The organism is Stenotrophomonas sp. DDT-1, assembly GCF_001580555.1.
Classification (GTDB): domain Bacteria; phylum Pseudomonadota; class Gammaproteobacteria; order Xanthomonadales; family Xanthomonadaceae; genus Stenotrophomonas; species Stenotrophomonas sepilia.
Genome location: NZ_LEKR01000004.1, coordinates 52,216 through 79,141 on the forward strand (window position 1 = coordinate 52,216; position 26,926 = coordinate 79,141).

The following is a 26,926-nucleotide window of genomic DNA, read 5'->3' on the forward strand; positions in this document are numbered from 1 at the left end:
CCGGATGCCGGAATCGCTTCACCGCCGCGACAGTACGCCCGCAACGGCACCCCATGTGCTGGTGGTTGACGACGACCCGGAGATTGGCAGGCTGCTCTCGCGTTATCTGGGAGCGCACGGGCTGGAGGTCAGCGTTGCTGCAGATGGCACCACTCTGCGGTCGGTAATGCAACGCACTAGAGTTGACGCAATCCTGTTGGACCTGGGGCTGCCAGACGAGGATGGCCTGTCCTTGGTTCGCGACCTCCGCAGCCGCTGGCAGGGCCCGCTGATCATCGTCAGCGGACGCGGCGAATCGGTCGACCAGGTGGTGGGACTGGAACTGGGGGCGGACGATTATGTCAGCAAGCCGTTTGATATGAGGGAGCTGCTTGCGCGTATCCGATCCGTGCTGAGGAGAGTACCCCCACAAGCGCTGACCGTGTCGGTCCCCCAGGAGGGTTTCGAGTTTGCTGGGCTGAGACTGGAACTGTTCTCACGGCGACTGATCGGTCGAGACGGCTGCGACATCGAATTGACCACCGGCGAGTTCGATCTGCTGGTTGCACTGTTGCGCAGACCCAACCACGTGTTGAGCCGCGATCAGTTGATGACCGCGATCCATGGCCGCCAGGCGGGTCCGTTCGATCGCGCAATTGATATGCAGGTCGGCCGTCTGCGACGCAAGATCGACACCGTGGGCCAACCGCAGATTATCAAATCGGTCCGTGGTGCCGGCTATCTGTTCGCTGCTCATGCGCATCCTTTCTAACCATGGCCCTTGTCTTCCCGCAACTGTTCGAGTCGGTTCCCGATGCGCTGGTTGTAGTTGACGAGACGGGACGGATCGCGCTCGCAAACCAGCAGGCTGAGCGGCTTTTCGGCTATCCAGTGGGTGCGCTCTCCGGCTTGACCATCGAACACCTCATACCCGAGGACGCGCGGGCGCGGCATCGTAGCCATCGATCGCGCTACATGCAGTCACCCCGGGTACGGCCAATGGGTGGCGCCGGCATGGCGCTGGTCGGACAACGTCGTGATGGCGCACAGTTTCCAGTCGAGATCGCTCTGAGCCCCCTGAGGCTGGATGAAGGCACCCACTATCTGGCCTCCATCCGGGACATTTCCGAAACCCAGCGCGCTCGCCAGGCCTTGGTCCGCGCCCGTTACGACGCTCTGGTTGCACGCATAGGGCAGGAAGCTATCGAGTTGACCGATCAAGATGCGCTGATCAACCGCGTCCCCGAACTGTTAGCGATCACGCTTGGCGCGAACGCGGTCGTGATCGCCTTCCTCAAAGAGGAGCCCTTGATGGAGATCAGGGCATCGATTGGAACGCCTTGGTCGGCCGGGGAGCTCTTCAACACCGATCATTGGCAGTATGTGAGCAGCAGCCATCCACTTGTACTGGACGATCTTGAAGGAAGTGCGCGCCCCCTGCCGCTGCTGGAGGGAGTGGCTGGAAGTGGTGCCATGGTCCCCCTGTTGGATCGTGGTCACGTCATGGGCGTCGTGGTAGCACGCTCGTCGGAGCGCAGCGCGTTTGACCACGATGCCATGCATCTGCTGCAGTCCGTTGCCAACCTTGTAACCGCAATTATCCAGCGCAGGCGTACCGAAGAACTGCTTGCCCATTCACAGCGACTGGAAGCAGTCGGTCAGTTGACGGGGGGCATCGCCCACGATTTCAACAACCTGCTGACCGTCATGTCCGGCAGCCTTCAACTGCTCGAAGAGCGTTGCCTGAATGATCCTGAGAGTGCAGAACTGATAGCGAGTGCGCTGCGCTCGGCCAGCCGCGGTGCCGAGCTGACCCGCAAGCTGCTGGCTTTTGCGCGGCGACAGCGCCTCCGCCCCAGCGCGGTGTCACCAGCGCGCCTGTTGGATGATCTGGAGAAAATGTTGCGCCGCACGCTCGGCGATACCATGCAGTTGGTAGTGGAATGTCCAGCAGACGCGCCTGCAGTCTACGCCGACGAGTCGCAGCTCGATTCGGCCCTTCTGAATCTGATCCTCAATGCCCGTGATGCCATGCCCAACGGCGGAGAGGTCCGTCTGAGCGCCGAAACGCTGGTATCGCAACACGGCGGCGCCAGCATTCTGTTCACCGTAAGCGACACAGGCCACGGTATGTCGCCGGAAACGCTGGCGCTCGCAGTTGAGCCCTTCTTTACCACCAAGCAGGCTGGACGCGGCAGCGGTCTGGGGCTAAGCATGGTCTATGGCTTTGTGGAGCAGAGCGGCGGCCATTTCCATATCGACAGCCGACTCGGCTACGGCACGCGGGTGCAATTATCGCTGCCGGCCGCAATCGCTAGCGACACCGACGCGACGCCGACGCCGGCCGTCTCAGCCAGAGCTCCCGGCGAGTGCGTGCTCGTGGTCGAAGATGAACCTGCTGTCCGCAGCATCGCGATCGCGTTCCTCAGAGCACTGGGGTATCACGCGCACGCGGTCGGATCTGCGCTTGAGGCCATCGCGCACCTGGCCATGCATGATGAAATCAACATACTGTTCAGCGACGTCATGCTCGGCAGCGGCATGAATGGCGTTGATCTCGCCCTCTCCGCACGTGCAGACCATCCACGCCTCGCCATCCTGCTGACATCGGGATATGAGGACAGTCCGGCCTTTGACGGCGATCAAACCCGGCAGTTTGAACTGCTCCGCAAACCTTACAGCCGCGAGGAACTTGCCACTGCGCTGCGACGCAGCCTTCAGCGCAGGTGATAGTGCAAGCGGATTGACGTGGATCAACAAGCGCTTCGGCGCCTGCCTGCAATGTACGCAGGCAGGCACAAGGGGCGACCACGTGGTACTCACTACCCAGTTCACATCGCTGGCAGCGGTTGAGGTATGGGACTCACGCTTCCGCTGGCGAAACGGCGGCACACTGCTCGACACAACTGTTGACGTGACCTGGCAGCGTGTGGCCGAGGCTATTGCCAGTGTTGAAGGTCCAATGGCCCCGTTATGGATGCGTCGGTTCATCAGCGTATTCAGTCGCTGGGAACTACTTCCCGACGAGCGCTTGCTGGCACTGGCAGGAACCCACCGACCGCCGGAGGAGCTGACAGGACTTGCAGCCGTGCTCAACCTTGCGGCCTTCATCCGCCCGCAGTCAGTCGGTGCCGCCCGTTTGGACTGCGAGCGAATGGTCGCAACCGCTGGCCTCGCCGTACGTCTTCTCGACAACGCCCTGCTTCGCTACGGCGCATGCGCCGATCAGAGCCTGCGCATCGGATTCATAGGAATGGCAGAAGCACTGCGCCGGCTGGGCACGCCGTTCGGCACTGAGCGGGCGCGCCAGTTTGCCGTGGTGGCGGCCAGTCTGCTCGCTGAAGGATGCCTTCGCGGAAACGTTGATCTGGCACGGGAACGCGGGCAGCAAATGGGCCTTGAGCCGCTGGACCAGCGCATTGCACTGTGGCGCAACCGTGCGATACCTGAATCGCTTGCACTGGAGGCCGCGCGCGGCGGGGTTCGCCATTCACGGATCACCGCCCTGGACCACCATCCGGAGCTCGCCCGCTTCGCCAATGACGTGACGGACGCGATTGACCCTCTCGCGATCGATGTGCAGCGAGGGCACGATGTCTTGGGAAACGATATCCAGGTGGCAAGGGCCAAGATGGGCATCGCCATCCAGCCCTACTTCGATGTCGAGATTCAGGATGCCCTCCCTAGCCTGGAATCTACTTCCTCGCTGCAGGCCGTTGATCGAAAGGGCTGGTAGCTGCGTTGATCGACAGTCCTGGCGACTGATCGCCACGTAGCCATGTCGTGCGGTGCGGGCTGGTCGGCGCTTCCGTTCTTATGGACGGAAGCGCCGCATTGCTTCAGTTCACCGGCAGCTTGCGGGAGCCGTTGCCGGCCTTCTTGGGCAAGTCAAGCCTCAGAACCCCGCCATCGTAGTGTGCTTCTGCTTTGGATCCGTCGATATCGGCAGGTAGACTGAAGGAGCGATAGGCCTGCCCCTCATACCGTTCACTGTAAATTTCCTTCTCCTGCTCGTGGGTTCTTTCGCGCTTGGCTTCGGCGGTCACGGTGACCTGGTTGCCATCGATGGAGATATCGATGTCCTCCTTCTTCACGCCAGGCACATCCAGAAGGACGCGGTAGCTTTTGCTGTCCTCAGTCACGTCCATGCGCATCTCGAGCATGTGTTCATACTGGCGCGCCAATGGCCCGCGCATGCCGATGCTTCGGGCAAGATCATCGAGATCGGGAAACAGATCGAAGCGGCTGTTCTGACGGAATGGGTTCCAGCGGGTAGGTAGAGTCATGAGAGTTCTCCAGTAGAAATTGCGGTGCTGCTGTGATTCCCCAGCTTCAACTATCAACGGCGACCATGCGCAAAGATTGTCTGAATCTGGCGTTCGACGGTGCCGCCCTGCTCAGCCTATTTTTCAGCCTCGTTACGCCTGCTGATCCTGAATTCACTGATGGCGATGCCGACGTCGAAACCATCGCCCTTCCCTGCCAGTGCGAGCGACACATCGCCCTTGGTCAGGACCTGAGCGGTACCGGCCTTGGCAACCCCGAGGTCTCCGCTGAGCGCCAGATAGCTCCCCAACACGTCTTCAATCCTGGCAACGCGGGTGAACTTTCCAGTTCCCTTGGTGATCTTCCACTTTCCTGCTGTGATGCCGACACCCTTCGCAGCAAAGGACACCTGAAGGGGGGCGCCATCCTCACAGGTGACCGTCCCTTCACCCACCGCGCTTGAATAGAGCGCCGACCAGGCCTTCGAGTTGAAGCTAAGACTGCACCGGAGGTCGCGTTCCGACGCCGATGTGGGAATTGAGGCAAGGACAAGCAACGATCCGGCGATGACGGTTGAATGTAACTTGTTCACGAAAGGCACTCCCATGTGGATGGTCGCGGTGAATTTTCCGCTGTCTGCCCCGCGGAAACCTGATCCAGATCAAGAAAGTCTCCGATCTGGCAACCCCGGCAATGCGATTCGCCCGCGGGCTTCGGCATCATTGATTGATCCTCGTCAACATCGTTCTCCAAGCGCCTGCTCATCCTGCGGCTGCCGGTCAGTTCCGGCGATGGAGGAGAAAGATGAGAATCGCTGACATATGCTGCAGAAGTGTCGCCTATGTGAAAGGCTCGGAGCCGGTCAGAAATGTCGCGGAGCTGATGCGCAGACGCCACGTGGGTACGGTTGTAGTCATCGATCAGCCGAACGGCAACCGCGTTCCGACCGGGATCATCACCGACCGCGACATCGTGCTGGCCATCGTGGCGAAAGACCTGGATGCATCCATGCTGGTTGCCTCGGACATCATGACGCGCGCGCCTATGACCTGCATCGAGGAGGAAGACTTATTCGACGCTGTCAGAATGATGAAGGCCAGAGGGGTACGAAGACTGCCGGTCGTCAGCAGCAAAGGCGACCTGGTCGGGATAGTGAGCTCGGACGATATCCAGGGCGTGCTTGGAACGATCCAGCGTGACCTGGGCCAAGTGTTTACGCGAGAACAGGTCCGCGAGATGGAGAAGAACGCCTAGCATCAATGGGGCCAATGCCTGTGACTTTGACCTGGATCAACATCGAGCAACCCGTTGCGCGGCACATTGCCAGCAAGAGGTCGTTGCGTTCAAGAATCCGCATAGAGCCGGAGTTCGCCATGTACAAAGATATTCTGCTCCCATTTGCACTCGGGCGTGTCCACGAAGGCGCCCTTGGGGTTGCCGTCGCGCTCGCGCGGCATTCCAACGCCAGACTGGTGGCATTCATCGGAGCAAGTATCGCCGTTCCGATCGCGACTGGCTGGATGTACTATCCGTCAGAGTATGCTGCCCTGCATGGACCAGCCAAGAATACAGTGCGAACGCTTTCCGCCAGGATGCATGAGCGTCTTGCCAAGGAAGCTGCTGCGTCGGAGGTGCGTTCCAACGAGAACGTATGGGAGAGCGCAACCTATCAGACATTGCCTCACGCGCGTACGGCGGATCTGGCCATCGTCGGGCTGCATCGGCAGGACCACGGAACGGAAGAGGCATTTGCCAACTCGTTGTTGTTGGAGGCGGGAATCCCGATCATCTTCGTGCCTGGCGAGACCGCGCGGATGCCACCGCAACGCGTTCTGGTTGCATGGAAGAATACGCGTGAGGCCACCCGTGCCATACACGACGCGCTTCCGATCCTGAAGGTCGCCAAACACGTTGACATTCTGCATGTCTCATCCGGCGCCGGCGCTGGTGACAATGTCAACGACGCGGCTGCACAGCTGCTGGCCCACCTCCAGCAGCACTCGGTGAGTGCGACCCTGGTGCAAAGGGAGCCCATGGATGGCGGAACTTCGCCGGTGATTCTGAGCCATGCCGAGCAGTCCGGTGCTGACTTGATCGTGGCGGGTGCCTATGGCAGATCAAGAGCATCCGAGTACGTCTTTGGTGGCGTGACACGGACATTGCTGAGGTCGAGCCCGCTTCCAGTGTTGCTTTCGCACTAGCCAGTCATCGCCACGTCGCCACTCGGGGCCATTGCGCGCGGAAGAGACTGCAACTGATGTTCCAGAATTCAAGGAGTGTAGCCATGTTCAGAGACATCTTCGCTCCGCAGACTGGCTCGCTCTGCGACGACGAGGCGCTCGCTTCTGCGGTGAAGCTGGCGCGGGCGCTTCAGAGCCATCTGACCGTAATGGAGCTGGTCAGTCTGCCCTACCCAATGGTAAGCGCATGGGGGCCGTCCGCCGATTTTGCCGTCGGCGATCTTTATCAACAGTTGCAGGCACAAGGTGAGGCCAACGTTTTGCGGTTGACTGCCCGTTTGCGCGGAGAGCACATTTCCCACGAGGTGCGCTTGGTCCAGGCGTACTATGGGGCGCCCGCGCAGATTGCCGCCCAGCATGCCGTCCATGCGGACGTCTCGGTCATTTCGGGGGCTGCAGGTGACACGGCCGAAGGCGATCTCGGCCGCTCTTACTTCGGTAGCCTGCTGATCGCCTCCGGGCGACCGGTGCTCGTCATTCCGAAGGGTTCCAGTGCGGCGCTGCCACCCGCGACCATGCTGGTGGCCTGGACGCCCACCCGCGAATCATCGCGGGCACTCCACGATGCACTTCCGCTCCTGCTGGCTGCTCATTCAGTGCACCTGATCGTGGTAGTGGAAAACGGAGAGGGCGCAGTCGAAAGGACAGACATGGCAGAGATCGCCCGGCATCTGGAACGCCATGGAGTGAAGGTTCAGGCGAAGATCCTGAAGGAGGAGGGCGTCAGCACAGCTGCCCTTCTCCTCGAACACGCGGATCACGTTGGCGCGGACATGCTGGTCGTCGGTGGCTTTGGCCATTCACGGTTCCGCGAATGGGCGTTCGGTGGCGTCACGCGCGAGTTGTTGTTCGATGCAAAGCTCCCAGTCCTCTACTCTCACTGACAGCTCACGTGAATGCGCCACAGAGCTCGCGCAAAACTTGATATTTCAGCTAGCAACTTGACCTGGATCAGGATGCGCGCTCTGCCAGAACGGACAGTATCCTCTCCCCAACAAGGCTGGAGAAGCCATCATGAACGATCTCGAACTGCGCCGCGACGTCCTGGAAGAGTTGGAGTTTGAGCCAAGCATTGACGCCGCTGGCATTGGCGTAATGACCGAGAACGGAGTCGTTACGCTTGATGGGCATGTTCCCAGCTACGCGCAGAAGCTTGCCGCTGAGCGTGCCGCTTGGCGTGTGAAGGGGGTGAAAGCGCTTGCCCAGAACATTGAGGTGCGCCTGCCTGGCGACGACGTCATTCACGATGACGAACTTGCCGAGAGAGCAATCACTTCAATGACCTGGGCGACGGCCGGGCTGCGGGACAAAGTCAAGATCCGCGTTTCCCATGGCTGGGTCACGCTCTCAGGGGAGGTGGATTGGAACTACCAGCGGATGCTCGCCGAATCGGTCGTTCGCAAGCTGAGGGGCGTTCGCGGCATCACGAACAGCATTGTGCTTGCCAAGACCGTCGAGCCGGCGGACGTGAAGCAACGCATATCCGAGGCATTGAAACGGCATGCCGAGGTCGAAGCCAGCAGGATCCGGGTGAAGGTAAGCGGTGGTGGAGCGGTGACGATCGATGGTGAAGTCGATACCTGGGATGAGCGGCGGGCGGTAGAAAGGGCCGCGTGGTCGGTCGCGGGCGTGAACTCGGTTGTGGATCAGATCAAGATTCACTGACTCGCACGAACTGTCAATTGACCTGGCGGTGTTCCCGGAAAGTGCTCCCGGGAACAAATCCGCCTCGGACAGCGACGGCCACCGCTCGGAATGCGCGACATGCACTCAGGTCTTTCCAGCGTCAAGCAGTTACCTTTCCGCCTCACCTTCCTGGGGGCTGCGGGAACCGTGACCGGGTCCCGCTATCTGGTCGAGGCGGGGTCCTCCAGGGTGCTGGTCGACTGCGGACTTTTCCAGGGATACAAGTCGTTGCGCCTTAGAAACCGGGCCCCCTTCCCGGTTGAGCCGGGATCGATCGACGCAGTAATACTCACGCACGCGCACCTGGACCACAGTGGTTACCTGCCCCGCCTTGTCGAGTCGGGCTTTCGAGGACCGGTATGGTGTACCCCGGCAACCCGCGACCTGTGCGGAATATTGTTGCCCGACTCGGCTCAACTGCTGGAGGAAGAAGCGGACTACGCCAACCTCAAGGGCAGCTCCAGGCACCATCCCGCGGAGGCGCTGTATACCACTGAACAAGCGCACCGCTGCCTTCGACAGTTGTGCCCGGTAGCCTATCGGGAGACGTTCGAGCCGGTTCCGGGCCTGGCGGCAACCCTGTTTCCCCAGGGCCACATTCTTGGCGCCGCCTCGGTGGCCCTGGAGTTTCAGGGGACCCGCCTTGTGTTCAGCGGCGATGTGGGGCGCCCGCATGATCTGGTGATGAATCCCCCCTCGCCTCCACCTGAATCGGATTGGCTGGTGGTGGAGTCGACCTATGGCAATCGTCGGCATGCTGGCGCCGCGCTGGACGATGAGATCGAGCAGGTGCTCTCACCCGTACTGGCGCGCGGCGGTGTGGTGATCATCCCGGCCTTTGCGGTGGGGCGCGCGCAGCTTCTGCTCCATGCTGTCATCAGCCTCCAGGCAAGGGGACGCCTTCCTGCGGTGCCTGTATATCTGAACAGCCCGATGGCCAGTGATGTCACAGCACTGTATGAGCGCTACAAGGCCGAACATCGATTGACCCACCAGGATCTTGACCTGATCCGGAAGGTCACTCGGGTCGTCAACAGCGTGGACGAATCGAAGGCGCTCAACCGCCGGCATGGCCCCATGATCATCATTTCTGCGAGCGGGATGCTGACTGGCGGGCGCGTTCTTCATCACCTCATTGCCTTTGCACCTGACCATCGCAACGCGATAGTGCTGTCAGGCCATCAAGCGGGAGGCACGCGCGGTGCGGCCTTGGCCGAGGGCGCAACGCATCTGCGCATCTACGGCGAGGACATCCGCGTGAAGGCGCAAGTCATCGCGATCTCGTCCGCATCCGCACACGCAGACGCGGACGAGCTGCTGGACTGGATGCGCGGGCTGGGCAAATCGCCGCGGGCCGTGTTCATCACACACGGTGAACCAGACTCTGCCGACGCATTGCGACTGCGAATAGAACGTGAACTCGGATGGTGCGTATGCGTGGCCGAACAGATGCAGTCAGTGGATCTGATGATGCGCGCTACTGACGGTGATCCTGCTGCACAGATGCACGACGCAGGTACTTCGCCACCGCATGAACTGACAAGCGGCCAGGACCAGTGAGCTCGTCCCATGATGGACTTCATGCAGGCCTCGAACCCTACGCCCTGGGGTGTGGCTATGGCCGGCGGGTTGGGGTTGCTGATTGGAGTGGAGCGGGAGCGCAGCAGCGGCGGTAATTCCGAGGGTGCCGGAATCCGCACGTTCACCGTGATTGGGCTGACCGGCGGTTTGGCGGCCTGGGCTGGCACAATTCCGCTCCTTGTCTCAGGCCTGGGCGTAGTCAGCATGGCGGTCGCAAGTTACCGTCATACCGCAGCCAATGACCCCGGTTCAACCAGCGAATTTGCGATGCTGCTGACGTGGCTGCTGGGGGTCACCGCAATGCACTCTACCGTGCTGGCTGCGGCAGCCGGTATCGGTGCGGTGCTGCTTCTGGCATCCAAGTCCCGCATCCACTATTTCGCTACCCGACAGCTCACTCGACGGGAGCTGCATGACGCGCTGCTGTTGGTAGCTGTTGCCTTCGTGGTGCTGCCGCTTCTCCCTGCTCGGGCGGTCGATCCCTGGGGTGCCATCAATCCCCAGCGCCTGGGCTTCCTGATAGTGGCGATGATGGTGGTGAGCTCGGCCGGCTACCTTGCGCTGCGCTTCCTTGGGCCGCGACTGGGCCTGGCGCTTACCGCTCTCGCCGGGGGGCTGGTCTCAAGTACCGCCACCATCGCGGCGATGGCCAGCAAGGCTCGCGATGATCCGGCCAACGCGTCGGCCTTTGCAGGGGCAGGATTGCTTTCCAACATCGGCACCTTGGCGCAGATTGGAGTGGTTGTCGCGCTGCTCTGCCCCGCATTGCTGACGCCTCTGGCAGTGCCTTTGCTTGCATCGTGCGTGACGACTCTTGTGGTAGCGGTAATGTCCGGCTGGCGGGCAATGCGCTCACTACCGCACGGGGCGCTGTCGCCGGGTGCTCGCCCTTTCCAACCCCGGCATGTTCTTGCCTTCGTTGGCCTCATGGCGTTGCTTATGCTGGTCGGCGCTTTCGCGCGGAACTGGCTTGGGCAAGGCGCTCTGGCGTGGATATCCGCCGTATCGGGGCTGGCCGACGTGCACGCTGCCATAGCGGCCGCAGCGCAACTCACTGCGGGTCATCAGGTCGACGCAGAGGAAGCCCTGCAGGCCATGGCGGCTGCCCTTGCCAGCAACTCAGTGCTGAAGTGCACGCTTGCCATCGCCCGCGGCGGGCGAAGCTACGCGAGCTGGGTAATTGCGGGCATCGTCGCGATGGTCGCCACCTTTGGCGGCAGCCTGATGCTGGTGCTTTCAACCGCATGACAATGGGCGGGCAGATGTCCACGCCGATCTGCCCGCAACAGTGCGCCGACCGGAACATTGACCCACGTCAATATGCACCCACAGCGCTGGCGGACAATGCAGGCCACTCCCGATGCAGAAGAAAACCAGCCAGGATGGACCGCCCGTCGCCTTCGCAGGAGCAGCTGCCGGCCGTGTTGCATGGACAGATGCGAGCGTCGACATGTCTACCCCCATTGTCAGGTCAACCCCAGCGTTCCTGTTCCGCTGGAATGATCAAGAGGACAGAGCCGTGTTGAAGGACCTTCTGGTGCCGCTGGCTGATTCGACAGCAGACGGCGCGGCCATACGTTTTGCTATTGAACTGGGCGAGTCACAGGGCGCACGCGTGCGCATCATCGAAACGGTCTACCTGCCGCCTCCTGCGATAGGAACGCCTGATCCAACACCCAGGCCATCGTTCCTGGCGGCGCAGGATGCGCTGCGCAGGGAGGCCGCCGATAGAGCCGCAAGGATCAGGGCGAGAACCGCAGAACACCCTGGAATCTCCGTGGAAGTTCATGAAGCCGGAACTGAAACGCCTGCAGAGCTTGCCGCGCAACTGGCCTTCTCTGCGGACATGGCCATTCTGGGCGGCTGGTCGGGGTTTGCGACTCCCGACCCGATAGGCCTGGCCCTGTTCAACGCGTTGCTTTTTGAAGCGGGACGGCCTGTTGTGGTGGTTCCGCCACACTGGCGGCCGAGTGGTAACGCGTGCGCAATCGTGGGCTGGAAAGGCACCGCCAATGCGTGCCGCGCCCTGCATGCTGCCATTCCGCTACTGCAGCAGGTCCAGTCTGTGCAGCTGGTGGAAGTATGCAGGTACCGGGACGAGCTGGACGAGGCTGACACGGTGATGCCCTCCCTTGTCGAGCACCTCCGGGGCTGGGGCATCGCGGCATCCGCCACCAGGCTGTCTGGGAGACACCGCCGCTCCAGCGAGGTCCTTGTCGACCATGCCAACGCGGTCAAGGCATCGCTGATCGTGGTCGGTGGATACGGTCATTCCCGCCTCCGCGAGTGGGCAATCGGCGGAATGACAAGAGAGCTGCTGCTGGGGGCGGCCATCCCGGTCCTGTATGCCCACTGACGATCCCTCACTGGAGCCGCTCAGCCCGGCAAGGCCAGAAGGCAGGTTCCTTGCCACGCTGCTGGAGCCCGGTCGCTTTGCGTTGTTCTGCCTTGCGATCTATGCGGTCTGCTGGCTGCTGGCCGCGGTGGAGCCGTACCACCGTCGCGATTGGTTGCTGGAGAATCTACTGGCATTCGTTGCCGTTCCCTACCTCGTCGTCCAGCAGTGGCCGCGCCCGTTTCGGCCTGGCACCAACGCGCTGCTTCTCATCTTTCTTTGCCTTCATGCCGTGGGCGCCCATTTCACCTATGCCGAAGTTCCTTATGACGCGTGGGCACAGAAGCTGACCGGCCGGACTGTCTCTGATCTGCTGCACTGGGATCGCAACCATTTCGACAGGCTCGTTCACTTTGCCTACGGCGCATTGGTGATGCCTGCGGCAAAGGAGCTCTATGCAAGGCATCTGGCCGCCAGTGAGTTGACGCTGAATCTGATTGCCATTCAGTTCATCGTCGCCACGTCCGCTGCCTATGAACTGATCGAATGGGGCGCAGTACTGGTGGTCGATCAGGACCTTGGAATGGCATATCTCGGTATCCAGGGCGACGTATGGGATGCCCACAAAGATGTGCTGTTGGCTTCGGTCGGGGCCATCGCCAGCGCGGTGGGTATCAGCGTGCGCCGCGTCACCGCCGCTCATGCCTGGCCGTCGGCCTGATCTACGTACAAGAGCCCATGCAGTGCAACCAGCCATGAATTGATATCCCTCATCGAACGCCAGGAGCATGTCGTGGATACCCCTGTCATCGTCGATTCCGCATTGGAGCGAGCTCAGGACATCGTGCGCAAGGCGCGATGCGGCCTCCTGCCTTCACCCTGCGTGAAGACGTTCTTTGACCCCGTCACCTTTACGGCGAGTCATGTAGTACGTGCCCCCGAGTCTGCAGCTTGCGCCGTCATCGACTCCGTTCTTGACTTCGACATGACCTCTGGACGCATCTCGACCGGCTCCGCCTCAGCGCTGGTCCAGTACATTCGTGATGAAGGCCTGCAGGTTCAATGGCTGCTGGAGACGCATGCCCACGCCGATCATCTTTCCGCCGCATCGTTGTTGCAGCAGCAGGTTGGCGGAAAGCTTGCCATTGGCGAGCATATCACTGCCGTGCAGGACACCTTCGGCAAGGTGTTCAACGCTGGTACGGAGTTCAAGCGCGACGGAAGCCAATTCGACCATCTGTTCGCCGATGGCGCTGAGTTCAGTGTTGGAGATCTGCAGGCAATCGCATTGCATGTGCCGGGACACACCCCTGCGTGCATGGCCTACGTCATCGGGGACGCGGTGTTTCCCGGCGATACGCTGTTCATGCCGGACTACGGCACGGCCCGCTGCGACTTTCCCGGAGGCTCGGCCCGCCAGCTCTATCGCTCCATAAAGCGCCTGCTGGTTCTGCCGGATGAAACCCGGGTCTTCCTCTGCCACGACTACAAAGCCGCGGGCCGGGATCGGTTCGCATGGGAAACTACGATAGGCGCGGAACGAACCGCCAATCTCCATGTGCACGAGGGTGTGACGGAGGCCATGTTCGTGGAGATGCGCGAGAACCGCGACGCGACGCTGCCCATGCCGCGCCTGATCCTGCCCTCTGTGCAGGTCAACATGCGCGCGGGCCATCTGCCCGAGCCTGAAGATAACGGGGTGCGTTACCTGAAGTTGCCGGTGGACCTGCTATGACCCTGCCCTCCTTGGCGTGGTACTGGCCACTCATTGGCGGCCTGATGATCGGTACGGCAGCCGGTGGCTTTCTGGTGCTGACCGGTCGCATTGCCGGCGTCTCTGGCTTGCTCACCGACCCCCTCGGCCTGTCGTCAGGTGGCGACCGCTCCTTGTCGAGCCTGTTACTGGCAGGGCTGCTGGTTACGTCCGGCTTGGCGATGGCGATCAAGCCCATTGCGCTGCCCTCGCTTTCAACCTCCGCGACGCCGTTGTTGGTGTGGGCCGGGCTGCTGCTCGGCTTTGGAACGAGCCTCGGATCTGGCTGCACGAGCGGGCACGGCGTTTGCGGCTTGGCCAGGCTGTCATCGCGTTCCATGGTGGCCACCGGCGTTTTCATGCTCATCGGCATGGCGGTCGTGCGCATGATTGTCGGAGGTGGAGCATGATCCGGAACAGCCCGATCACCTTGCACTGCAGGCGGCCTGTTCCAGGGCGAGCCTGACCTTTGCCTATCTGCCCGTCGTGCCTGGCAGCATCACCGATAGACATGTTCAGCAGTTCGCGGTGCTGCTGGAACAACTGCCTGCACCCATCGCCGCTTACTGCAGGACCGGCACCCGCTCTGCGTCGCTATGGGCACTTTCCCAGGTCCGTGCCGGCAGCGCTACGCTTGAACAGGTGCTGTCCGTTGCGGCGAGGCTGGTTACGACCTGTCCTCTCTTGCTTCGCGCCTGCGAGGCGCCCCGTCCTCCCCTGCCTGACGGCCAACTGACATGCAAACCCTTTCCCTGCTGCAGCTCGCGCTGGGGGGACTCTCTGGCATTCTCGTTGGTTTCATACTCGGACTGGTCGGGGGAGGCGGCTCCATCCTGGCTGTCCCGCTGATGCTCTACCTGGTGGGTATCGACAACCCTCACGTCGCCATTGGTACGAGCGCACTTGCGGTTGCTGCCAATGCTCTCTCAAACCTGTTCGTTCACGCACGCAGGGATAATGTCAGATGGCCGTGCGCATCGGTCTTCGCCTCGGCAGGTGTCTCGGGTGCGTACCTCGGCTCGACCTTGGGCAAGGCCATCGATGGACAGCGACTGCTGTTCCTGTTCGCCCTGCTCATGATCGTGGTCGGCATCCTCATGCTGCGCAAGCGCAATGCGGAAGGCTCGGCATTGGCGGAGGCGTCCTCGTCGTCCGCGGGTTGGTGGCTGCGACCGGGACGCCGATGCTGGCGGCGATGGGCAGCTACCTCGTGGCGGTTTCTGCTTTTGGTCCGGCGACCGCCATCAACCATGCGTCATCCGGACTGGTGAACTGGCAGCTCGCCGCAGTATTCATCGTTGCAGGCAGTGTGGGCGGCATCATTAACATGACGCGTCACGCTCGATCACCCCCACCCCATTGGCACCTCACCCCACCCCCACTATAGTTCCACCCCTCACAAGGACGAGGCGGCAGACATGCCCTATATAGGAATCGGACTCCACGTACTGGCGGCCATTGGCTCATCCTGCTCTTCTCGTTCCCGCTGCTCGGCAGCGTCGTCTACTTCCTGGCGATCTACTTCCCGGAAGTCCGCCATTCGCGTGGTGCCCGGCAGGTCGTCCGCTCCGCCAAGCAGCTCATGGACCCGGGCCAGGACCTGCGCAACGCCCGCGCCGAGCTAGCGCGTACGCCCACCGTGCAGAACCGGGTTCGCCTGGGCATGACGCTGCTGGATGGCGGCCAGGCCGAGGAAGCCAGAACCTTGCTTGAGCAGGCAGCCAGCTCGCCGTTGGGCGACGATCCCTACATCCTGACCGGACTCGCCCGCGCTCGCCTCGAGTCCGGACAGCCCGCGCTTGCGGTGGAGACGCTGGACGGCCTGTTCGCCCGCCACCCGGATGTGCGCCGCAAGCCGGAACAGACCCTGCTTTACGCGCAGGCACTGGCGGCTGCCCAAGCGCCCGGCACCCGTGCCGCGTTCGAGCGCGCCGTGGAATGCGGAAACGATGCGGCCGCTCGCTGCCTCTACGCCGAATGGCTGATGGCGCAGCCGCAACCCGACGATCGCGAGCAAGCCCGCAGCCTGTTCGCCAGCATCATCGATGATGCCCAGCACTGGTCGCGCCATGCGCGCAGCCACAATGCCGCATGGCTGGAGCGAACCAAGGCGGCGTTGAAGGGCTACTGACGCCCCGGCAGCGGGTGGCGGGCTCGAACACCTGCACTTCCAGGAAACTATCGCAGCCGGCCTAGCGGGAGCCCGGCTTGGGGAAGAGCAGCTTGGGGGTTCCGATAAACAGCAGCCATGCACCCAGGGCCGCTGCGTAGGCGAGCACCGTTCCCACAAGGAATGTGCCGAAGAGACTGCCAGTGAACAGCTGATACAGCCCTTTGCCGCGACCTGCAGCGCTGCCTCCAACAGTCAGCACGATGACTGGCAGCATGATCATTCCGCTGCAGAGGACCAGGGAGAACGCGCCCAGCAACCAGCGCTTGAGTGGCGGGTTCCATGGCATGGGATAGCCTGCGAGCAGTCGCCTCATCCGAAGAAACAGCACTGGAAAGGCGATCAGGTACATCAATGCCACATACAACCAGGTTCGAGCATCAGCGCTGCCCGCCTCGAAGATGGCTCGCGGGTATACCCCTATGCGATAGAGCGTTTCTGCGCTTGCCGCCAGCGCCGCGCTAATGATCATCGCAGGCTTGAACAGGCGCGACACCTTGCCCCATTGCGCGTTGCGTAGTTGCTGCCCGTCAGTCATACCAGACATGAAGACCTTCTTGGGCGGGTGTGTCCATGAGGCACCAAGGGGCATTGTGCAGATGATTCGTCCGCCACATGGTGACATGCAGCGCCCTGCTTCGCAGATTTCACCTATTAACGTGACGCGTCACACGCAGTCGGCAGCGCATTGCCGGACAGGCCTGTCGCATTCGCCTCGCTCACGGCCTCGCCGGGCGGATGCCGACACTCGCTAGGCTTGCACCACCGGCATCGCCGATAGCGTTGTAGCGCAAGGCTCCAGCTTGGTTGCGTCGTATGCAACGATTCTGAAAATGTTGAAAGTAGTGACGTCATCAGCCCTACTGCATTGGCATCACGCATAGGTCCGCGTATTCCTTGCCCTGCCACCGTGCATCGGTGGTCGGGATTCGAAACCCCGGTTGTGTGGATGTTGCTCGCACTTGCCAGCCGGCACTGCTTCGCGCGGTGCCGGCTGGCAATCCGTCAGTCGGCTATGGCGGGCGGTGCGTGGAGGCCTTGCGCCTGCCCGGTCATCCACACACGGGGTTTCGAACCACGCATCGTCCGCCACCTTTATCGGTGGCGGCTTCTGCATGCACGCAAGGAGCCCCGCCATGACCCAGCCCCACTCCCCTGCCCCGCGCCCGATCCACGACGCGCCCGCCAACGGTCCTGCCTTGGACCCGAACACGCTCATCGCCCTGCTGCACAGCATCGGCGCCGGTGTCGCCTCCGATGGCCAGCCCTGGCCAGAACGCCATCAGATGCCCGGTCGACGCATCGCCTTGGCGGATACCGATTGCTCGCTGGCCGGGCTTCGCGTGGTCCTGGAGATCCTGCTGGCCGCACAGCGTGCCCGCGAGAACGGCGAGCTGGAGCAATACGTCGGCCCGCGCGTGATGGAGGGGCTGATCATGGCCGGAATCGGCCTTACCGCACACGCGAGTACCCGACTGCATCCGGAGGGCTGAGTGGCGTGGTGCCGCTGGGCGGCCACAGCGCTGCTCCTCACGTCAGTGGTCGCGGCACAACTTTGGTGGTCGGTGCGGCCTGTGCCCGAGCAGCTCGCGTTCCACAGCATCGCTGACAATCGCTTTTCACAGCTGCGCCGCCAAGCCGTTCAGTTCGTGGAGGATCGGCCACGACAAGGCTTCCAGTTCGTCGAGCGGCATCGAGATGCCGAGCTCCAGGTTCATTGCCGAGGCATACCCGTGCTGTGGCTGGAGAGGCGCCCGCACCATCTGCTGTTGCAGGTCTCACTGAATGCGAAGCAGCGGGCGCCTGCCGTTGTGCGGTTGCGGGCGCTCCTCCAATGGCAGTTGGAGCCGTTGGATTACCTGGAGCAGGTACTGGCGGGCGTGCCGGAGCCTGTTGTGTTGGATCGGGTGCTGCAGATTCTTGCTGGTGATCTGCCTGTTGGGGCGCGATGTGGCGTGCCGTAGTCGAGCATGGCTCGACTCTACAGGGCTGAGGGCAGCGAGGGTTCGGGCTCCAGTCCTTCCGCTCGTCACGTGCGCGACAGGCATTGGTCCAGTGATCATGCGGGTCACCTCCCGGCATCGATCCAGCCCGCATCGCGCGCACGCGCAAGATCTTCTGGCGTATCGATATCCAGGGCCAGTTCAGGCGCCTGCAGGACATGCACCGTATCGACAGGAAGTTGCCGCAGGCGCGCTCCGAATCCGCGGTCACCGGCTGCACCGACAGCGGTGAACCAGGCGCGCGGCACTACTGCGGGAACGCCAAGCACATTTCCGTGGCGGGTGCCCGCGCACGTTGACGCTGCGGCGCGGGCACCCGAAAGCAGCGCCTGCAGATGGCAGCGCTCGATCGCGGGCTGGTCGCATGCCACGACCATCACCGCGGTCACCGTGGGCAGCAGGTGTGCGCCGGCAACCTGCAGGCTGCTCGCCAGGCCGCGTTCCCAGTGGTGGTTGGTTACCGGGGTGGCATCCAGCCCGGCAATGCTGGATGTCACGGCCTGGGCGTTCGCGCCCACCACGACCAGCACCTGCGCTGGCGCGAGCTCCCGCGCCAACCGCACCACGCGATGTACCAGGGTCTCGCCCTGCCGGGTCAGAAGCTGCTTGGGCTGGCCAAGTCGGGTGCTCCCGCCGGCAGCCAGCACGACGACCGCATGCGCGTCAGTCACCTGCCGTGCGCGCTTCGCCATTGCTGCAGCTGCGCGGCGATGCTGAGCGAAATCGCCTCTGGCCCCCGGCCGCCGATGTTCAGGCCGACCGGTGACCGTAGTCTCGGGGAAAGGCGGTGGCGCTGATCCGGTGTCAGCAGCTTGAACAGGTCCTCGCGCCTTCGCCGCGGACCCAGCAGCCCAATGAACGCGACGTTGGTATCAGCCAGGGCCACCAGCGTCTCCCGGTCCAGTTCGAAATCGTGATGCATCACCAGTACCGCGTCGCACGGGTCGCCATGAAGGGCCTCTGCCGGGCTGGTCTGAAGATGCGCATCCGCGCACTGCCCGGCTGAGGCCCAGCGCGCTCGCCGTTCGGCCACGCTGACCCGCCACCCCAGGCCCCGCAGCAACGGAACCAGCAAGGGCGTTTCGGGACCGCCCCCCAACACCAGGGCCCGCGGAAGACGGGGCAACGGCAACCGCCATGCGCCCTCGCCAAAGGATTGCGCCCCCTCCATCGGATGCAGCTGCCACGCCTGCTCGCGATGGCCGGCGCGGAAGACGACCTGGCCCGACGTACGAAGGTCGCGCTGGAGTGACACGCCCTCGCGCAGCCAGACCTCGATGACGTCGTCGATGCCGGCCATGGCACGCAATGGCAGGAGCGCAATCCGCAGCCGGCCGCGGCACCCGAGCGCGGACCCACTCAACAGATCGTCGTCACTGCGGGTGTCGATCTCGATCCAGTCGACCCGCCCTGCCGCGCTCACCTGCTCCGCGCGTCGCGCGAGCTCCGGCTCCAGGCATCCGCCGCTGAGCCAGCCGACCTGGCTGCCGTTGCAGAACAGCACCATGTCGCCGGCACCGGCGTAGGTGGAGCCATCGATTTCCAGCACCAGCGCGAGCACGGCGTGCTCCCCCGCGCGCACGCGCGTCAAGGCCGTCTCGAGTACGCCGCGCGGGCTGCCTTCGGCGAGGAAGCCCGGCGCTGCGGACAGGTCCCCGGCAAGATCGCCGGGCTCCCCTCCGCCTGCGGCGGAGGCCTCCAGAGTGGGCGAGGCTGCGGGTCGGTCCATGCGCAAGGATCAGCCCACGTCGGGCAAGCCGGGCAACAGCTTGTCCAGGGTAATGGGATAGTTGCGCACGCGCACGCCGGTTGCGTTGTAGATCGCATTGGCGATCGCGGCGCCAACCCCGCAGATGCCCAGTTCACCCACACCCTTGGCCTTCATCGGCGAGATCACCGGATCCAGCGTGTCGAGGAAGACCACCTCCTGGTACGGGATGTCGGCGTGCACGGGAACCTCGTAGCCGGCCAGGTCGTGGTTGATGAACAAGCCCAGCCGTTTGTCGACCACCAGCTCCTCCATCAGGGTCGCGCCCGCACCCATCACCATCCCGCCGATGACCTGGCTGCGTGCGGACAGCGGATTGAGGATCCGGCCGCCATCGCATACGGCAAGCATGCGGCGAATGCGCGTCTCTCCCGTGTAGGCATGCACGGCAACCTCGCAGAAATGCCCTGCATAGGTGCCGACGTCGTAGCCTTGCTTGAAGTCGCCGAAGGCAATGCCGTCCTCCGCCGACAGTGTCCCCGCCTCCGCCAGCTTGATCGTCCGCCCACCCGCTTGGATGCGGCCATTGGCGAAGTCTGCGGTGTCGCCGTCGAAGCCCAGTTTCTCGCCCACTTTGCGGCGCAGGCTGACGCACGCCGCGTACACGCCTGCGGTGGAGCTTGCCGCACCCCACTGGCCGCCGGAACCGGCGGAGGCGGGATGACGGGAGTCGCCGAGGGTCACCTGGACCCGGTCCAGCGGCACGCCCATGGTCTCGGCTGCCGTCTGCGCGATGATCGTGTAGGAGCCGGTGCCAATGTCGGTCATGTCGGTCTCGACAATCACCCCGCCCTGGCCGTCAAGCCGGACCCGCGCCGCCGACTTCATCGTCGGTGCGCCGCGATAGCCCGCAGACACGCCCATGCCGACCAGCCAGTACCCTTCCCTGACCTGCGCCGGCCTGGCGTTGCGCTTGTTCCAGTTGAAGCGCTCCGCGCCTTCGCGCAGGCAGCGCACCAGGTTGCGGTCGGAGAACTTCTTGGACGGATCGCCGGGCACGACCTCGGGCTCGTTGAGGATGCGGAACGCGATTGGGTCGAGACCCAGCTTCTCGGCCATTTCGTCCATCGCCACTTCCAGCGCCATGTGGCCCGGTGCTTCGCCCGGTGCGCGCATCGCATTACCTTCGGGCATGTCGAGCGTGGCGATGTAGTTGGCCACCAGGCGGTTGGCGCCCGCATAGAGCTTGGGCGTCTGCAGGGTGCCGTTCTCTCCATCCTCGCCGTTGATGTTGCCCGACCAGTTCTCGTGGGCGATGGCGGAGATCCGGCCATCCTTTCCGCAGCCGATCCGCACGCGCTGGAGGGTGGCGTGCCGGTGCGTGGTGTTGTTGGGCATCAACGGGCGTTGCAGCGCGATCTTCACCGGTCGCCCGACCTGCTTGGCCGCCAACGCGGCCAGCACCGCGTCGGCACGGATGAACAGCTTGCCGCCGAAGCCGCCGCCGATATAGGGCGAGTCCACGCGCACCTTGGCAGGATCGATGCCGAGGATCGCCGCCATGCCTTGCCTGGCCCAGTCGATCATCTGGTTCGCCGTCCACAGCGTGAGCGTGTCGCCCTCCCAGGCCGCGATGGTGGCGTGCGGCTCCATCATCGAATGACTTTCGTCGGAGGTGTGATAAGTCTCATCGAGCTTGACCGCGGCGCTCGCGTAGGCGGTGTCGAAATCGCCGAGCGTCTGCCGGTCGGGCTTGCCACCGCGCCCCTTTGCCAGCGGCGCGGACGGCGCCAGGGCCGGGAAATCGAAGCGCCCCTTGCCGCGCTCGTAGCGGGTGCGGATCAGCGCCGCGGCGGCGCGGGCCTGCTCGAAGGTCTCTGCCACCACGCAGGCGATGGCCTGGTGGTAGTGGGCCACTTCGGGTCCGCCGAACAGCGGCGCGTTGTTCCAGTTCGATGTGCCGACCGGCTTGGTTTCCGGTGCGGTGATGACCGCCAGTACGCCGGGCGCGGCACGTGCGCGGGAGGCATCCATCGAAATGATGCGCCCCTTGCCGATGCCCGCACCGACGATGTAGCCGTAGGCCTGGTTCGGCGCCACGTCGTGGCGCTCGTAGGCATAGGGAGCGGTGCCGGTGGTCTTGCGTGGACCGTCGATGCGCGGCGTCGACTTGCCGACGACCTTGGCCTTGTCGAACAGGTTGTCGCCGGCGGGGGCGTTGAACTCAAGGGGCATCAGCGCTCTCCTTCCACCAGCACGGCCGCGAGGGTGCGCTCGGCGAGCGCGATCTTGAACGCGTTCTCCGGCGTCGGACGGGCGCCGGAGAACACCTGCCGGGTCGCGGCCTTTACGCCGTCGCGCAGCAGCGGTTCGGCTGCCTCGACGCGCCACGGCTTCGGCGCGACCCCACCGAAGGCGAACCGTGCCGAGCCGTCACGCTGCACGACCGCGGCGACCGACACCAGTGCGAACGCATAGGACGCGCGGTCACGTACCTTGTGGTACACGTGCCGACCGCCCAGGGGCTTCGGCAGCGTGACGTGGGTGATCAGCTCACCGCGCTGCAGCACGTTGTCCTGCTGCGGCCTGTCGCCGGGGGAACGATGGAAATCGGCAATCGGGATGCTGCGCGTACTGCCGTCACCGCTGACGGTCTGGATCGAGGCGTCCAGCACCCGCAGGGCCACCGCCATGTCGCCCGGATAGGTCGCGATGCAGCTGTCCGAGGTGCCGATCACGCCCATCTGCCGGGAGAACCCCTCGAGTGCGCCGCAGCCGGATCCGGGCAGGCGCTTGTTGCAGGGCAGATTGGGGTCGTAGAAATACGGGCAGCGCGTGCGCTGCAGCAGGTTGCCGCCGGTGGTGGCTTTGTTGCGCAGCTGCCCGGAAGCGCCTGCCACGATCGCGCGGGTCAGCACCGCATAGTCGCGGCGCACGCGCTCATGCGAGGCCAGCGCGGTATTGGTGACCAGCGTGCCGATGCGCAGGCCGCCCTCGTCGGTGGGTTCAATCCTGTCCAGGCCGATGTCCTGCACATCGACCAGATGCGCTGGCGTCTCGACCTCCAGCTTCATCAGGTCGAGCAGGTTGGTCCCTCCGGCCAGGAACTTCGCGCCCTCGGTACCGGCGACGGCCTTGGCGGCCTCGGCCGGGGATTTCGCGCGTTCGTAACTGAAGGCCCTCATGCGCGCCTCCCTGCAGAGGTCACGCCAGCGACCTCTGCCATCGCCTCGGCAATGTTGGAATAGGCCCCGCAGCGGCAGAGGTTGCCGCTCATGCGTTCGCGCATCTCCATGTTGGTGGCCCGGGGCCTTGCACTGACGTCTGCCTGCACATGGCTGGGGACACCCCGCTTGATCTCGTCCAGTACCGCCACCGCCGAGCAGATCTGCCCCGGCGTGCAGTACCCGCACTGGTAGCCGTCATGCTTGATGAAGGCGGCCTGCATCGGATGCAGGTCATCGGGGGTTCCGAGGCCTTCGATGGTGGTGATGGCATCGCCCTGGTGCTGCACCGCCAGGCTGAGGCAGGCATTGATGCGCTCACCGTTGACCAGCACGGTACAGGCACCGCATTGACCGTGGTCGCAGCCCTTCTTGGTGCCGGTCAGCTTCAGATGTTCGCGCAGGGCATCGAGCAGCGTGGTCCGGGTGTCGAGTTCAAGCTCCCGCCGCACGCCGTTGACGGTCAACGCCACCGTGCTGATGACCGGCGGCCTGGGCGGCGGGTGCGCCGCCAGTTCGGCGGCGAGCGATGATGCCCCCGGTGCGGCGGACATCGCCACGGTCGTGACGCCACCGGCGATCACCTGGCGACGCGTCAACTTCATTCCTTCATCACAACTTGGCACAGTGACCTCCTGGCGTTCGGGGAAACCCCCGTGGCTGGATGGACGCGCTCACACTACCCAAAGGCCACTATGCCCATCTGCGGGGTACAGATCTGTGAAGCCGGCGAAATGTACGGCCCGACCAAGGCAGTCAGCCTGCGTGCCTAGAAGAACGTGTTGTAGTAGGTCCGAAGAAATCGACTGCATCGAGCTCTTTCAAGGACACCCGGACTCATTCCCAGCCTGCAGGCCAACTACGGCGGGCTTGACTGAGTTGCCACGCTCGCTTCTCTCGTAGGTAGATGGCTTCTCTATTCCTCTCGCTTGCTGGCACATCGCCGAGACGCCGTGCGTGCCGCGTGCTCAAGTTCGGAATCCGCGACCGTCACTCCCTTCAGCGCGGCACTCCTGAGCCATGCGTATGCCTCACTGGATGACTCACAGTCCTGCTTGTCCCTCAACATGAAGAACACGTTGTACTGTGCAATCGGGTGCCCCAGCGCTGCGGCGTAGACAAGCCACATATGGGAGTTGCCGGCCACGCCTTTGCCCTCAAAGTGGCGCGAAAGTCGAAACGCCGCATCAGCATCGCCTGCATCTGCGCGCCGGACCAGCGTGCGTAGCTGCTTGTCATCAAGCTCCGCGCCACTATCCGTTGCGATCGGGCCGTCAAGCTCAACTTTCGGCCTGTCCGGTTGAGGGGGTACCTGCGCATTAACCAACCCTGCGCCCGCCAGGCACAAGAGAAGACCGGCTCTCTTGAATAGGATCATCAATCCCAGTTCCTGCGAATCGGTCTTCGCGGGCGGAACGAATCCGCCCCGTGCCTGCATGTCCATTGCGCCCCCTGCCCCGCCGGCGCGGATGCCGGCGGTCTCATCGTACCCGAGCGCGCTTCGGATGGCGTCTCAGCGGGAATCACATACCCAGCTCAGACAACCCCGGGTGGTCATCCGGGCGACGCCCCAGTGGCCAATGGAACTTGCGGTCGCTTTCCTTGATCGGCAGGTCGTTGATGCACGAGAAGCGGCGCTGCATCAGGCCATCGGCGCCGAATTCCCAGTTCTCGTTTCCATAGGAACGGAACCAGTTGCCGGAGTCGTCGTGCCATTCGTACGCGTAGCGGACCGCAATGCGGTTTTCGGTAAAGGCCCAGAGCTCCTTGATCAGGCGGTACTCGAGTTCCTTGTTCCATTTGCGTGCCAGGAACTGCCGGGCTTCCTCCCGGCCGTTGGTGAACTCGGCACGGTTGCGCCACTGGGTGTCGAGCGAATAGGCAAGCGACACCTTGTCGGCATCGCGGGAATTCCAGCCATCCTCGGCAAGACGCACCTTCTGGGTGGCGGATTCGAGGGTGAACGGAGGAAGCGGCGGACGGGGTTGTTCTGCGGACACGGGGAGACCTCCAATCGAAATGGATACATGGATTGCTTCAAAGGATCTGGCATACCCAGGCGCTAACGCTTGGCCTGTTCCAGCAACAGCTTCGCGACATCCTTCGCAGTGTCTGCAGCGTCGTAATCACCCATCACGCGCGACAGGGTGATGGCGCCTTCCATCAGGACCAGCAGCTGACGGGCCAGGTCCGCCGGCTGCTCCACATCCAGTTGTTCGGTAAGTTCCAGCGTGTAATCGAGCAACTTCCGCTTGTGATTCCGCGCGATCTCCCGGATCGGATCAGCCGGGTCGCCGACCTCGCCCGCGGTATTGATGAACGCACAACCGCGATAGCCCTCGGACTGGAACCAACCCTTGAGCACGGTGAACATGCCGAGAATGCGTGCTTCCGGGGTGTCCGCTTTATCGCATTCGTTCCGGAACCAGGCCAACCAGCGCACGTCGCGCGCCTTCAACGCGGCGGCGGCCACGTCGTCCTTGTTCTCGAAGTGGCGGTAGATGCTCTTCCGCGCCACGCCCGAGGTCTTCACCAGCAGGTCCATGCCGGTGGCGTGGATCCCGTTCTGGTAGATCAGCGCCTCGGCCGTGGCCAGGATCTTCTGTTGGGTGTCGGTGGTGAGCTTGCTCATGGCTGCAAAGTAGAACGAGCGTTCTACCCTGTCAACAGGCGATCGCGATCGATTCGTACGCGCACATCCGTGCAAGACGATCTATCAAGAAATCAGGACAGTTCATCACCCGGACGCCTGATTGCAGGCGCAAAGTACGTCTCATCACCCACCCATGAGAGTTCCCGCATGAACACCTTCGCCCGTACCCTGGCCGTTGCCGCCCTCGCCCTCTCGGTCCAGGCCGGCCTGTCCGCGCAGGCCGCCGAACCGCCCAGGCCGGCGGCAGTCACCAGCATCGCGCGCACCGCCAGCTACATCACCACCGCCGATGGCGTGCAGCTGTACTACAAGGACTGGGGCCCGAAGAACGGCCCGGTCGTGACCTTCAGCCATGGCTGGCCGTTGAACTCGGACAGCTGGGAGTCGCAGATGATCTTCCTGGCCAACCACGGCTACCGCGTCATTGCCCATGACCGTCGCGGCCACGGCCGCTCCAGCCAGCCGTGGGACGGCAACGATATGGATCATTACGCCGATGACCTGGCCACGGTGATCAATACGCTGGATCTGCACGATGTGACCCTGGTGGGCTTCTCCACCGGTGGCGGCGAAGTGGCGCGCTACATCGGCCGGCATGGCACCGGGCGGGTGAAGAAGGCCGTGCTGATCAGCTCGGTGCCGCCGTTCATGCTGAAGACCGCTGACAACCCGAACGGCCTGCCGATCGAAGTGTTCGACGGCATCCGCAAGGCACAGATGGAGAACCGCGCGCAGCTGTACAAGGACATTCCGTCGGGCCCGTTCTATGGCTTCAACCGCCCGGGCGCGAAGGTGTCGCAGGGGCTGATCGATGCGTGGTGGGCGCAGGGCATGCAGGGCGGCCACAAGAACACCTACGATTCGATCGCCGCGTTCTCGGCCACCGATTTCCGCGCCGACCTGAAGAAGTTCGATGTTCCTACCCTGGTGATCCACGGTGACGACGATCAGATCGTGCCGATCGATATCTCGGGCCGCCAGTCGGCAAAGCTGATCAAGGGCGCAAAGCTGATTGTCTACCCGGGTGCGCCGCACGGCCTGACCGACACCCACAAGGACAAGGTCAACCAGGACCTGCTGGCGTTCCTGCAGGAAAAGTGAGTGTACGGGGCTCCGTCGTGATGGCGGAGCCCTTCCTGCCCAGAGGCAGGGCCGGCACCGGACGAGCGCCGGCTGCCACGTCAGTGCACGATTGCGGCCGTGGGATTTCAGGCCAATCATGGAGCGCGGTGTGCACCTTGATGAAGGGTTAACCTCCAACAAGGCACACTGCGTTCTCACGGCTCTTCTCCGGCGCAGAATCCTTTGCTCCCGTGTCCAGCCCCAGA

28 protein-coding genes and 2 pseudogenes are annotated in these 26,926 nt (G+C 63.4%); 19 read left to right on the forward strand and 11 right to left on the reverse strand.

The window, feature by feature from the left end; translation table 11 throughout:
- Positions 1 to 4 precede the first annotated feature (4 nt).
- From AB839_RS03105 to AB839_RS21430, 3 genes are read left to right on the forward strand one after another with little or no spacing between them, the layout of a single operon-like run.
- Positions 5 to 751, forward strand: coding sequence for a response regulator transcription factor (locus AB839_RS03105; RefSeq protein ID WP_061478224.1), 747 nt, complete (start codon positions 5 to 7; stop codon positions 749 to 751).
- A gap of 2 nt (positions 752 to 753) precedes the next feature.
- Positions 754 to 2,709 (forward strand): PAS domain S-box protein, encoded by a 1,956-nt coding sequence (locus AB839_RS03110; protein WP_061478225.1) that lies wholly within the window; start codon positions 754 to 756, stop codon positions 2,707 to 2,709.
- A 13-nt stretch (positions 2,710 to 2,722) separates the two neighbouring features.
- Positions 2,723 to 3,715, forward strand: a complete 993-nt coding sequence (locus AB839_RS21430) for a hypothetical protein (protein ID WP_197467666.1) — start codon at positions 2,723 to 2,725, stop codon at positions 3,713 to 3,715.
- 103 nt (positions 3,716 to 3,818) lie between these two features.
- On the opposite strand, the gene AB839_RS03125 is transcribed toward AB839_RS21430, so the two are convergent.
- Entirely contained in the window at positions 3,819 to 4,265 is a 447-nt protein-coding gene (locus AB839_RS03125) for an Hsp20/alpha crystallin family protein (protein WP_061478228.1), read from the reverse strand.
- Between the two features lie 116 nt (positions 4,266 to 4,381).
- Positions 4,382 to 4,837 (reverse strand): hypothetical protein, encoded by a 456-nt coding sequence (locus AB839_RS03130; RefSeq protein WP_156476609.1) that lies wholly within the window; start codon positions 4,835 to 4,837, stop codon positions 4,382 to 4,384.
- 212 nt (positions 4,838 to 5,049) lie between these two features.
- Here AB839_RS03130 and AB839_RS03135 point away from each other — a divergent pair, with 212 nt between their 5' ends.
- The 13 genes and pseudogenes from AB839_RS03135 to AB839_RS03190 all read left to right on the forward strand — a co-directional run bounded on the left by AB839_RS03135 (position 5,050) and on the right by AB839_RS03190 (position 15,971).
- Entirely contained in the window at positions 5,050 to 5,499 is a 450-nt protein-coding gene (locus AB839_RS03135) for a CBS domain-containing protein (protein WP_061478230.1), read from the forward strand.
- Between the two features lie 119 nt (positions 5,500 to 5,618).
- On the forward strand, positions 5,619 to 6,446 hold the full coding sequence (locus AB839_RS03140) for a universal stress protein (protein ID WP_197467667.1): 828 nt from the start codon (positions 5,619 to 5,621) through the stop codon (positions 6,444 to 6,446).
- Positions 6,447 to 6,529: 83 nt separating this feature from the next.
- Positions 6,530 to 7,369 carry a universal stress protein gene (locus AB839_RS03145; RefSeq protein ID WP_061478232.1) on the forward strand — a complete coding sequence of 280 codons (840 nt, stop codon included), beginning with the start codon at positions 6,530 to 6,532 and terminating at the stop codon, positions 7,367 to 7,369.
- A gap of 130 nt (positions 7,370 to 7,499) precedes the next feature.
- Positions 7,500 to 8,150, forward strand: coding sequence for a BON domain-containing protein (locus tag AB839_RS03150; RefSeq protein ID WP_061478233.1), 651 nt, complete (start codon positions 7,500 to 7,502; stop codon positions 8,148 to 8,150).
- A 99-nt stretch (positions 8,151 to 8,249) separates the two neighbouring features.
- The gene (locus AB839_RS03155) at positions 8,250 to 9,731 is read left to right on the forward strand and encodes an MBL fold metallo-hydrolase (RefSeq protein ID WP_082783278.1); all 1,482 of its coding nucleotides are present in this window, start codon (positions 8,250 to 8,252) and stop codon (positions 9,729 to 9,731) included.
- 9 nt (positions 9,732 to 9,740) lie between these two features.
- Entirely contained in the window at positions 9,741 to 11,000 is a 1,260-nt protein-coding gene (locus AB839_RS03160; protein WP_061478234.1) for a DUF4010 domain-containing protein, read from the forward strand.
- Positions 11,001 to 11,112: 112 nt separating this feature from the next.
- Entirely contained in the window at positions 11,113 to 12,108 is a 996-nt protein-coding gene (locus tag AB839_RS03165; RefSeq protein ID WP_061478235.1) for a universal stress protein, read from the forward strand.
- Positions 12,098 to 12,808 carry a DUF2238 domain-containing protein gene (locus AB839_RS03170; protein ID WP_061478236.1) on the forward strand — a complete coding sequence of 237 codons (711 nt, stop codon included), beginning with the start codon at positions 12,098 to 12,100 and terminating at the stop codon, positions 12,806 to 12,808. Before AB839_RS03165 ends, AB839_RS03170 begins: the two co-directional genes overlap by 11 nt.
- Positions 12,809 to 12,955: 147 nt before the next feature.
- On the forward strand, positions 12,956 to 13,822 hold the full coding sequence (locus AB839_RS03175; RefSeq protein ID WP_061478328.1) for an MBL fold metallo-hydrolase: 867 nt from the start codon (positions 12,956 to 12,958) through the stop codon (positions 13,820 to 13,822).
- On the forward strand, positions 13,819 to 14,250 hold the full coding sequence (locus AB839_RS03180; RefSeq protein ID WP_061478237.1) for a hypothetical protein: 432 nt from the start codon (positions 13,819 to 13,821) through the stop codon (positions 14,248 to 14,250). Before AB839_RS03175 ends, AB839_RS03180 begins: the two co-directional genes overlap by 4 nt.
- Position 14,251: 1 nt before the next feature.
- Positions 14,252 to 14,565: pseudogene (locus AB839_RS20965) on the forward strand (sulfur transferase domain-containing protein); the annotation flags it as partial.
- Positions 14,566 to 14,592: 27 nt separating this feature from the next.
- Positions 14,593 to 15,161, forward strand: a pseudogene (locus tag AB839_RS03185) (sulfite exporter TauE/SafE family protein); the annotation flags it as partial.
- 342 nt (positions 15,162 to 15,503) lie between these two features.
- On the forward strand, positions 15,504 to 15,971 hold the full coding sequence (locus AB839_RS03190; RefSeq protein ID WP_241776737.1) for a tetratricopeptide repeat protein: 468 nt from the start codon (positions 15,504 to 15,506) through the stop codon (positions 15,969 to 15,971).
- A 61-nt stretch (positions 15,972 to 16,032) separates the two neighbouring features.
- Here the strand turns inward: AB839_RS03190 and AB839_RS03195 are convergent, their stop codons facing one another.
- On the reverse strand, positions 16,033 to 16,557 hold the full coding sequence (locus tag AB839_RS03195; protein WP_061478238.1) for a hypothetical protein: 525 nt from the start codon (positions 16,555 to 16,557) through the stop codon (positions 16,033 to 16,035).
- A gap of 589 nt (positions 16,558 to 17,146) precedes the next feature.
- Here AB839_RS03195 and AB839_RS03200 point away from each other — a divergent pair.
- Both AB839_RS03200 and AB839_RS03205 read left to right on the forward strand, forming a co-directional pair.
- Positions 17,147 to 17,503: a hypothetical protein gene (locus tag AB839_RS03200; RefSeq protein WP_061478239.1), complete on the forward strand. Its 357-nt coding sequence runs from the start codon at positions 17,147 to 17,149 to the stop codon at positions 17,501 to 17,503.
- Positions 17,504 to 17,974: a hypothetical protein gene (locus AB839_RS03205; protein WP_061478240.1), complete on the forward strand. Its 471-nt coding sequence runs from the start codon at positions 17,504 to 17,506 to the stop codon at positions 17,972 to 17,974.
- 104 nt (positions 17,975 to 18,078) lie between these two features.
- On the opposite strand, the gene AB839_RS03210 is transcribed toward AB839_RS03205, so the two are convergent.
- The 8 genes from AB839_RS03210 to AB839_RS03245 form a co-directional block, all read right to left on the reverse strand.
- On the reverse strand, positions 18,079 to 18,705 hold the full coding sequence (locus tag AB839_RS03210) for a nucleotidyltransferase family protein (protein ID WP_061478241.1): 627 nt from the start codon (positions 18,703 to 18,705) through the stop codon (positions 18,079 to 18,081).
- Positions 18,681 to 19,742, reverse strand: coding sequence for an XdhC/CoxI family protein (locus AB839_RS03215; RefSeq protein ID WP_061478242.1), 1,062 nt, complete (start codon positions 19,740 to 19,742; stop codon positions 18,681 to 18,683). Before AB839_RS03215 ends, AB839_RS03210 begins: the two co-directional genes overlap by 25 nt.
- Positions 19,743 to 19,751: 9 nt before the next feature.
- Positions 19,752 to 21,956, reverse strand: a complete 2,205-nt coding sequence (gene paoC / locus AB839_RS03220) for an aldehyde oxidoreductase molybdenum-binding subunit PaoC (RefSeq protein WP_061478243.1) — start codon at positions 21,954 to 21,956, stop codon at positions 19,752 to 19,754.
- Positions 21,956 to 22,906, reverse strand: coding sequence for a xanthine dehydrogenase family protein subunit M (locus AB839_RS03225; RefSeq protein ID WP_061478244.1), 951 nt, complete (start codon positions 22,904 to 22,906; stop codon positions 21,956 to 21,958). The genes paoC and AB839_RS03225 overlap by 1 nt, the downstream gene beginning before the upstream one ends.
- On the reverse strand, positions 22,903 to 23,550 hold the full coding sequence (gene paoA, locus AB839_RS03230) for an aldehyde dehydrogenase iron-sulfur subunit PaoA (RefSeq protein WP_061478245.1): 648 nt from the start codon (positions 23,548 to 23,550) through the stop codon (positions 22,903 to 22,905). Before paoA ends, AB839_RS03225 begins: the two co-directional genes overlap by 4 nt.
- A 311-nt stretch (positions 23,551 to 23,861) precedes the next feature.
- Complete coding sequence (locus AB839_RS03235; protein WP_061478246.1) at positions 23,862 to 24,389, reverse strand: hypothetical protein; 528 nt, start codon at positions 24,387 to 24,389, stop codon at positions 23,862 to 23,864.
- 79 nt (positions 24,390 to 24,468) lie between these two features.
- A complete protein-coding gene (locus AB839_RS03240; RefSeq protein ID WP_033834192.1) occupies positions 24,469 to 24,945 on the reverse strand; it encodes a nuclear transport factor 2 family protein in 477 nt (158 codons plus the stop codon).
- 62 nt (positions 24,946 to 25,007) lie between these two features.
- A complete protein-coding gene (locus AB839_RS03245) occupies positions 25,008 to 25,577 on the reverse strand; it encodes a TetR family transcriptional regulator (protein WP_061478247.1) in 570 nt (189 codons plus the stop codon).
- A gap of 168 nt (positions 25,578 to 25,745) precedes the next feature.
- On the opposite strand from AB839_RS03245, the gene AB839_RS03250 reads away from it, so the two are divergent.
- Positions 25,746 to 26,699, forward strand: a complete 954-nt coding sequence (locus tag AB839_RS03250; protein WP_061478248.1) for an alpha/beta hydrolase — start codon at positions 25,746 to 25,748, stop codon at positions 26,697 to 26,699.
- Positions 26,700 to 26,926: the final 227 nt, after the last annotated feature.

Excerpts from the sequence above, each read along its gene's own strand:
- AB839_RS03170 (WP_061478236.1), top strand. The coding sequence starts at position 12,098 with ATGCCCACTGACGATCCCTCACTGGAGCCGCTCAGCCCGGCAAGGCCA.
- AB839_RS03245 (WP_061478247.1), bottom strand. The coding sequence starts at position 25,577 with ATGAGCAAGCTCACCACCGACACCCAACAGAAGATCCTGGCCACGGCC.
- AB839_RS03210 (WP_061478241.1), bottom strand. The coding sequence starts at position 18,705 with ATGGCGAAGCGCGCACGGCAGGTGACTGACGCGCATGCGGTCGTCGTG.
- AB839_RS03195 (WP_061478238.1), bottom strand. The coding sequence starts at position 16,557 with ATGTCTGGTATGACTGACGGGCAGCAACTACGCAACGCGCAATGGGGC.
- AB839_RS03110 (WP_061478225.1), top strand. The coding sequence starts at position 754 with ATGGCCCTTGTCTTCCCGCAACTGTTCGAGTCGGTTCCCGATGCGCTG.
- AB839_RS03180 (WP_061478237.1), top strand. The coding sequence starts at position 13,819 with ATGACCCTGCCCTCCTTGGCGTGGTACTGGCCACTCATTGGCGGCCTG.
- AB839_RS03140 (WP_197467667.1), top strand. The coding sequence starts at position 5,619 with ATGTACAAAGATATTCTGCTCCCATTTGCACTCGGGCGTGTCCACGAA.
- AB839_RS03145 (WP_061478232.1), top strand. The coding sequence starts at position 6,530 with ATGTTCAGAGACATCTTCGCTCCGCAGACTGGCTCGCTCTGCGACGAC.
- paoA (WP_061478245.1), bottom strand. The coding sequence starts at position 23,550 with ATGAAGTTGACGCGTCGCCAGGTGATCGCCGGTGGCGTCACGACCGTG.
- AB839_RS03165 (WP_061478235.1), top strand. The coding sequence starts at position 11,113 with ATGCAGAAGAAAACCAGCCAGGATGGACCGCCCGTCGCCTTCGCAGGA.
- AB839_RS03225 (WP_061478244.1), bottom strand. The coding sequence starts at position 22,906 with ATGAGGGCCTTCAGTTACGAACGCGCGAAATCCCCGGCCGAGGCCGCC.
- AB839_RS03235 (WP_061478246.1), bottom strand. The coding sequence starts at position 24,389 with ATGGACATGCAGGCACGGGGCGGATTCGTTCCGCCCGCGAAGACCGAT.
- AB839_RS03105 (WP_061478224.1), top strand. The coding sequence starts at position 5 with ATGCCGGAATCGCTTCACCGCCGCGACAGTACGCCCGCAACGGCACCC.
- AB839_RS03125 (WP_061478228.1), bottom strand. The coding sequence starts at position 4,265 with ATGACTCTACCTACCCGCTGGAACCCATTCCGTCAGAACAGCCGCTTC.
- paoC (WP_061478243.1), bottom strand. The coding sequence starts at position 21,956 with ATGCCCCTTGAGTTCAACGCCCCCGCCGGCGACAACCTGTTCGACAAG.
- AB839_RS03250 (WP_061478248.1), top strand. The coding sequence starts at position 25,746 with ATGAACACCTTCGCCCGTACCCTGGCCGTTGCCGCCCTCGCCCTCTCG.
- AB839_RS03200 (WP_061478239.1), top strand. The coding sequence starts at position 17,147 with ATGACCCAGCCCCACTCCCCTGCCCCGCGCCCGATCCACGACGCGCCC.
- AB839_RS03155 (WP_082783278.1), top strand. The coding sequence starts at position 8,250 with ATGCACTCAGGTCTTTCCAGCGTCAAGCAGTTACCTTTCCGCCTCACC.
- AB839_RS03215 (WP_061478242.1), bottom strand. The coding sequence starts at position 19,742 with ATGGACCGACCCGCAGCCTCGCCCACTCTGGAGGCCTCCGCCGCAGGC.
- AB839_RS03135 (WP_061478230.1), top strand. The coding sequence starts at position 5,050 with ATGAGAATCGCTGACATATGCTGCAGAAGTGTCGCCTATGTGAAAGGC.
- AB839_RS03190 (WP_241776737.1), top strand. The coding sequence starts at position 15,504 with ATGACGCTGCTGGATGGCGGCCAGGCCGAGGAAGCCAGAACCTTGCTT.
- AB839_RS03160 (WP_061478234.1), top strand. The coding sequence starts at position 9,741 with ATGATGGACTTCATGCAGGCCTCGAACCCTACGCCCTGGGGTGTGGCT.
- AB839_RS03150 (WP_061478233.1), top strand. The coding sequence starts at position 7,500 with ATGAACGATCTCGAACTGCGCCGCGACGTCCTGGAAGAGTTGGAGTTT.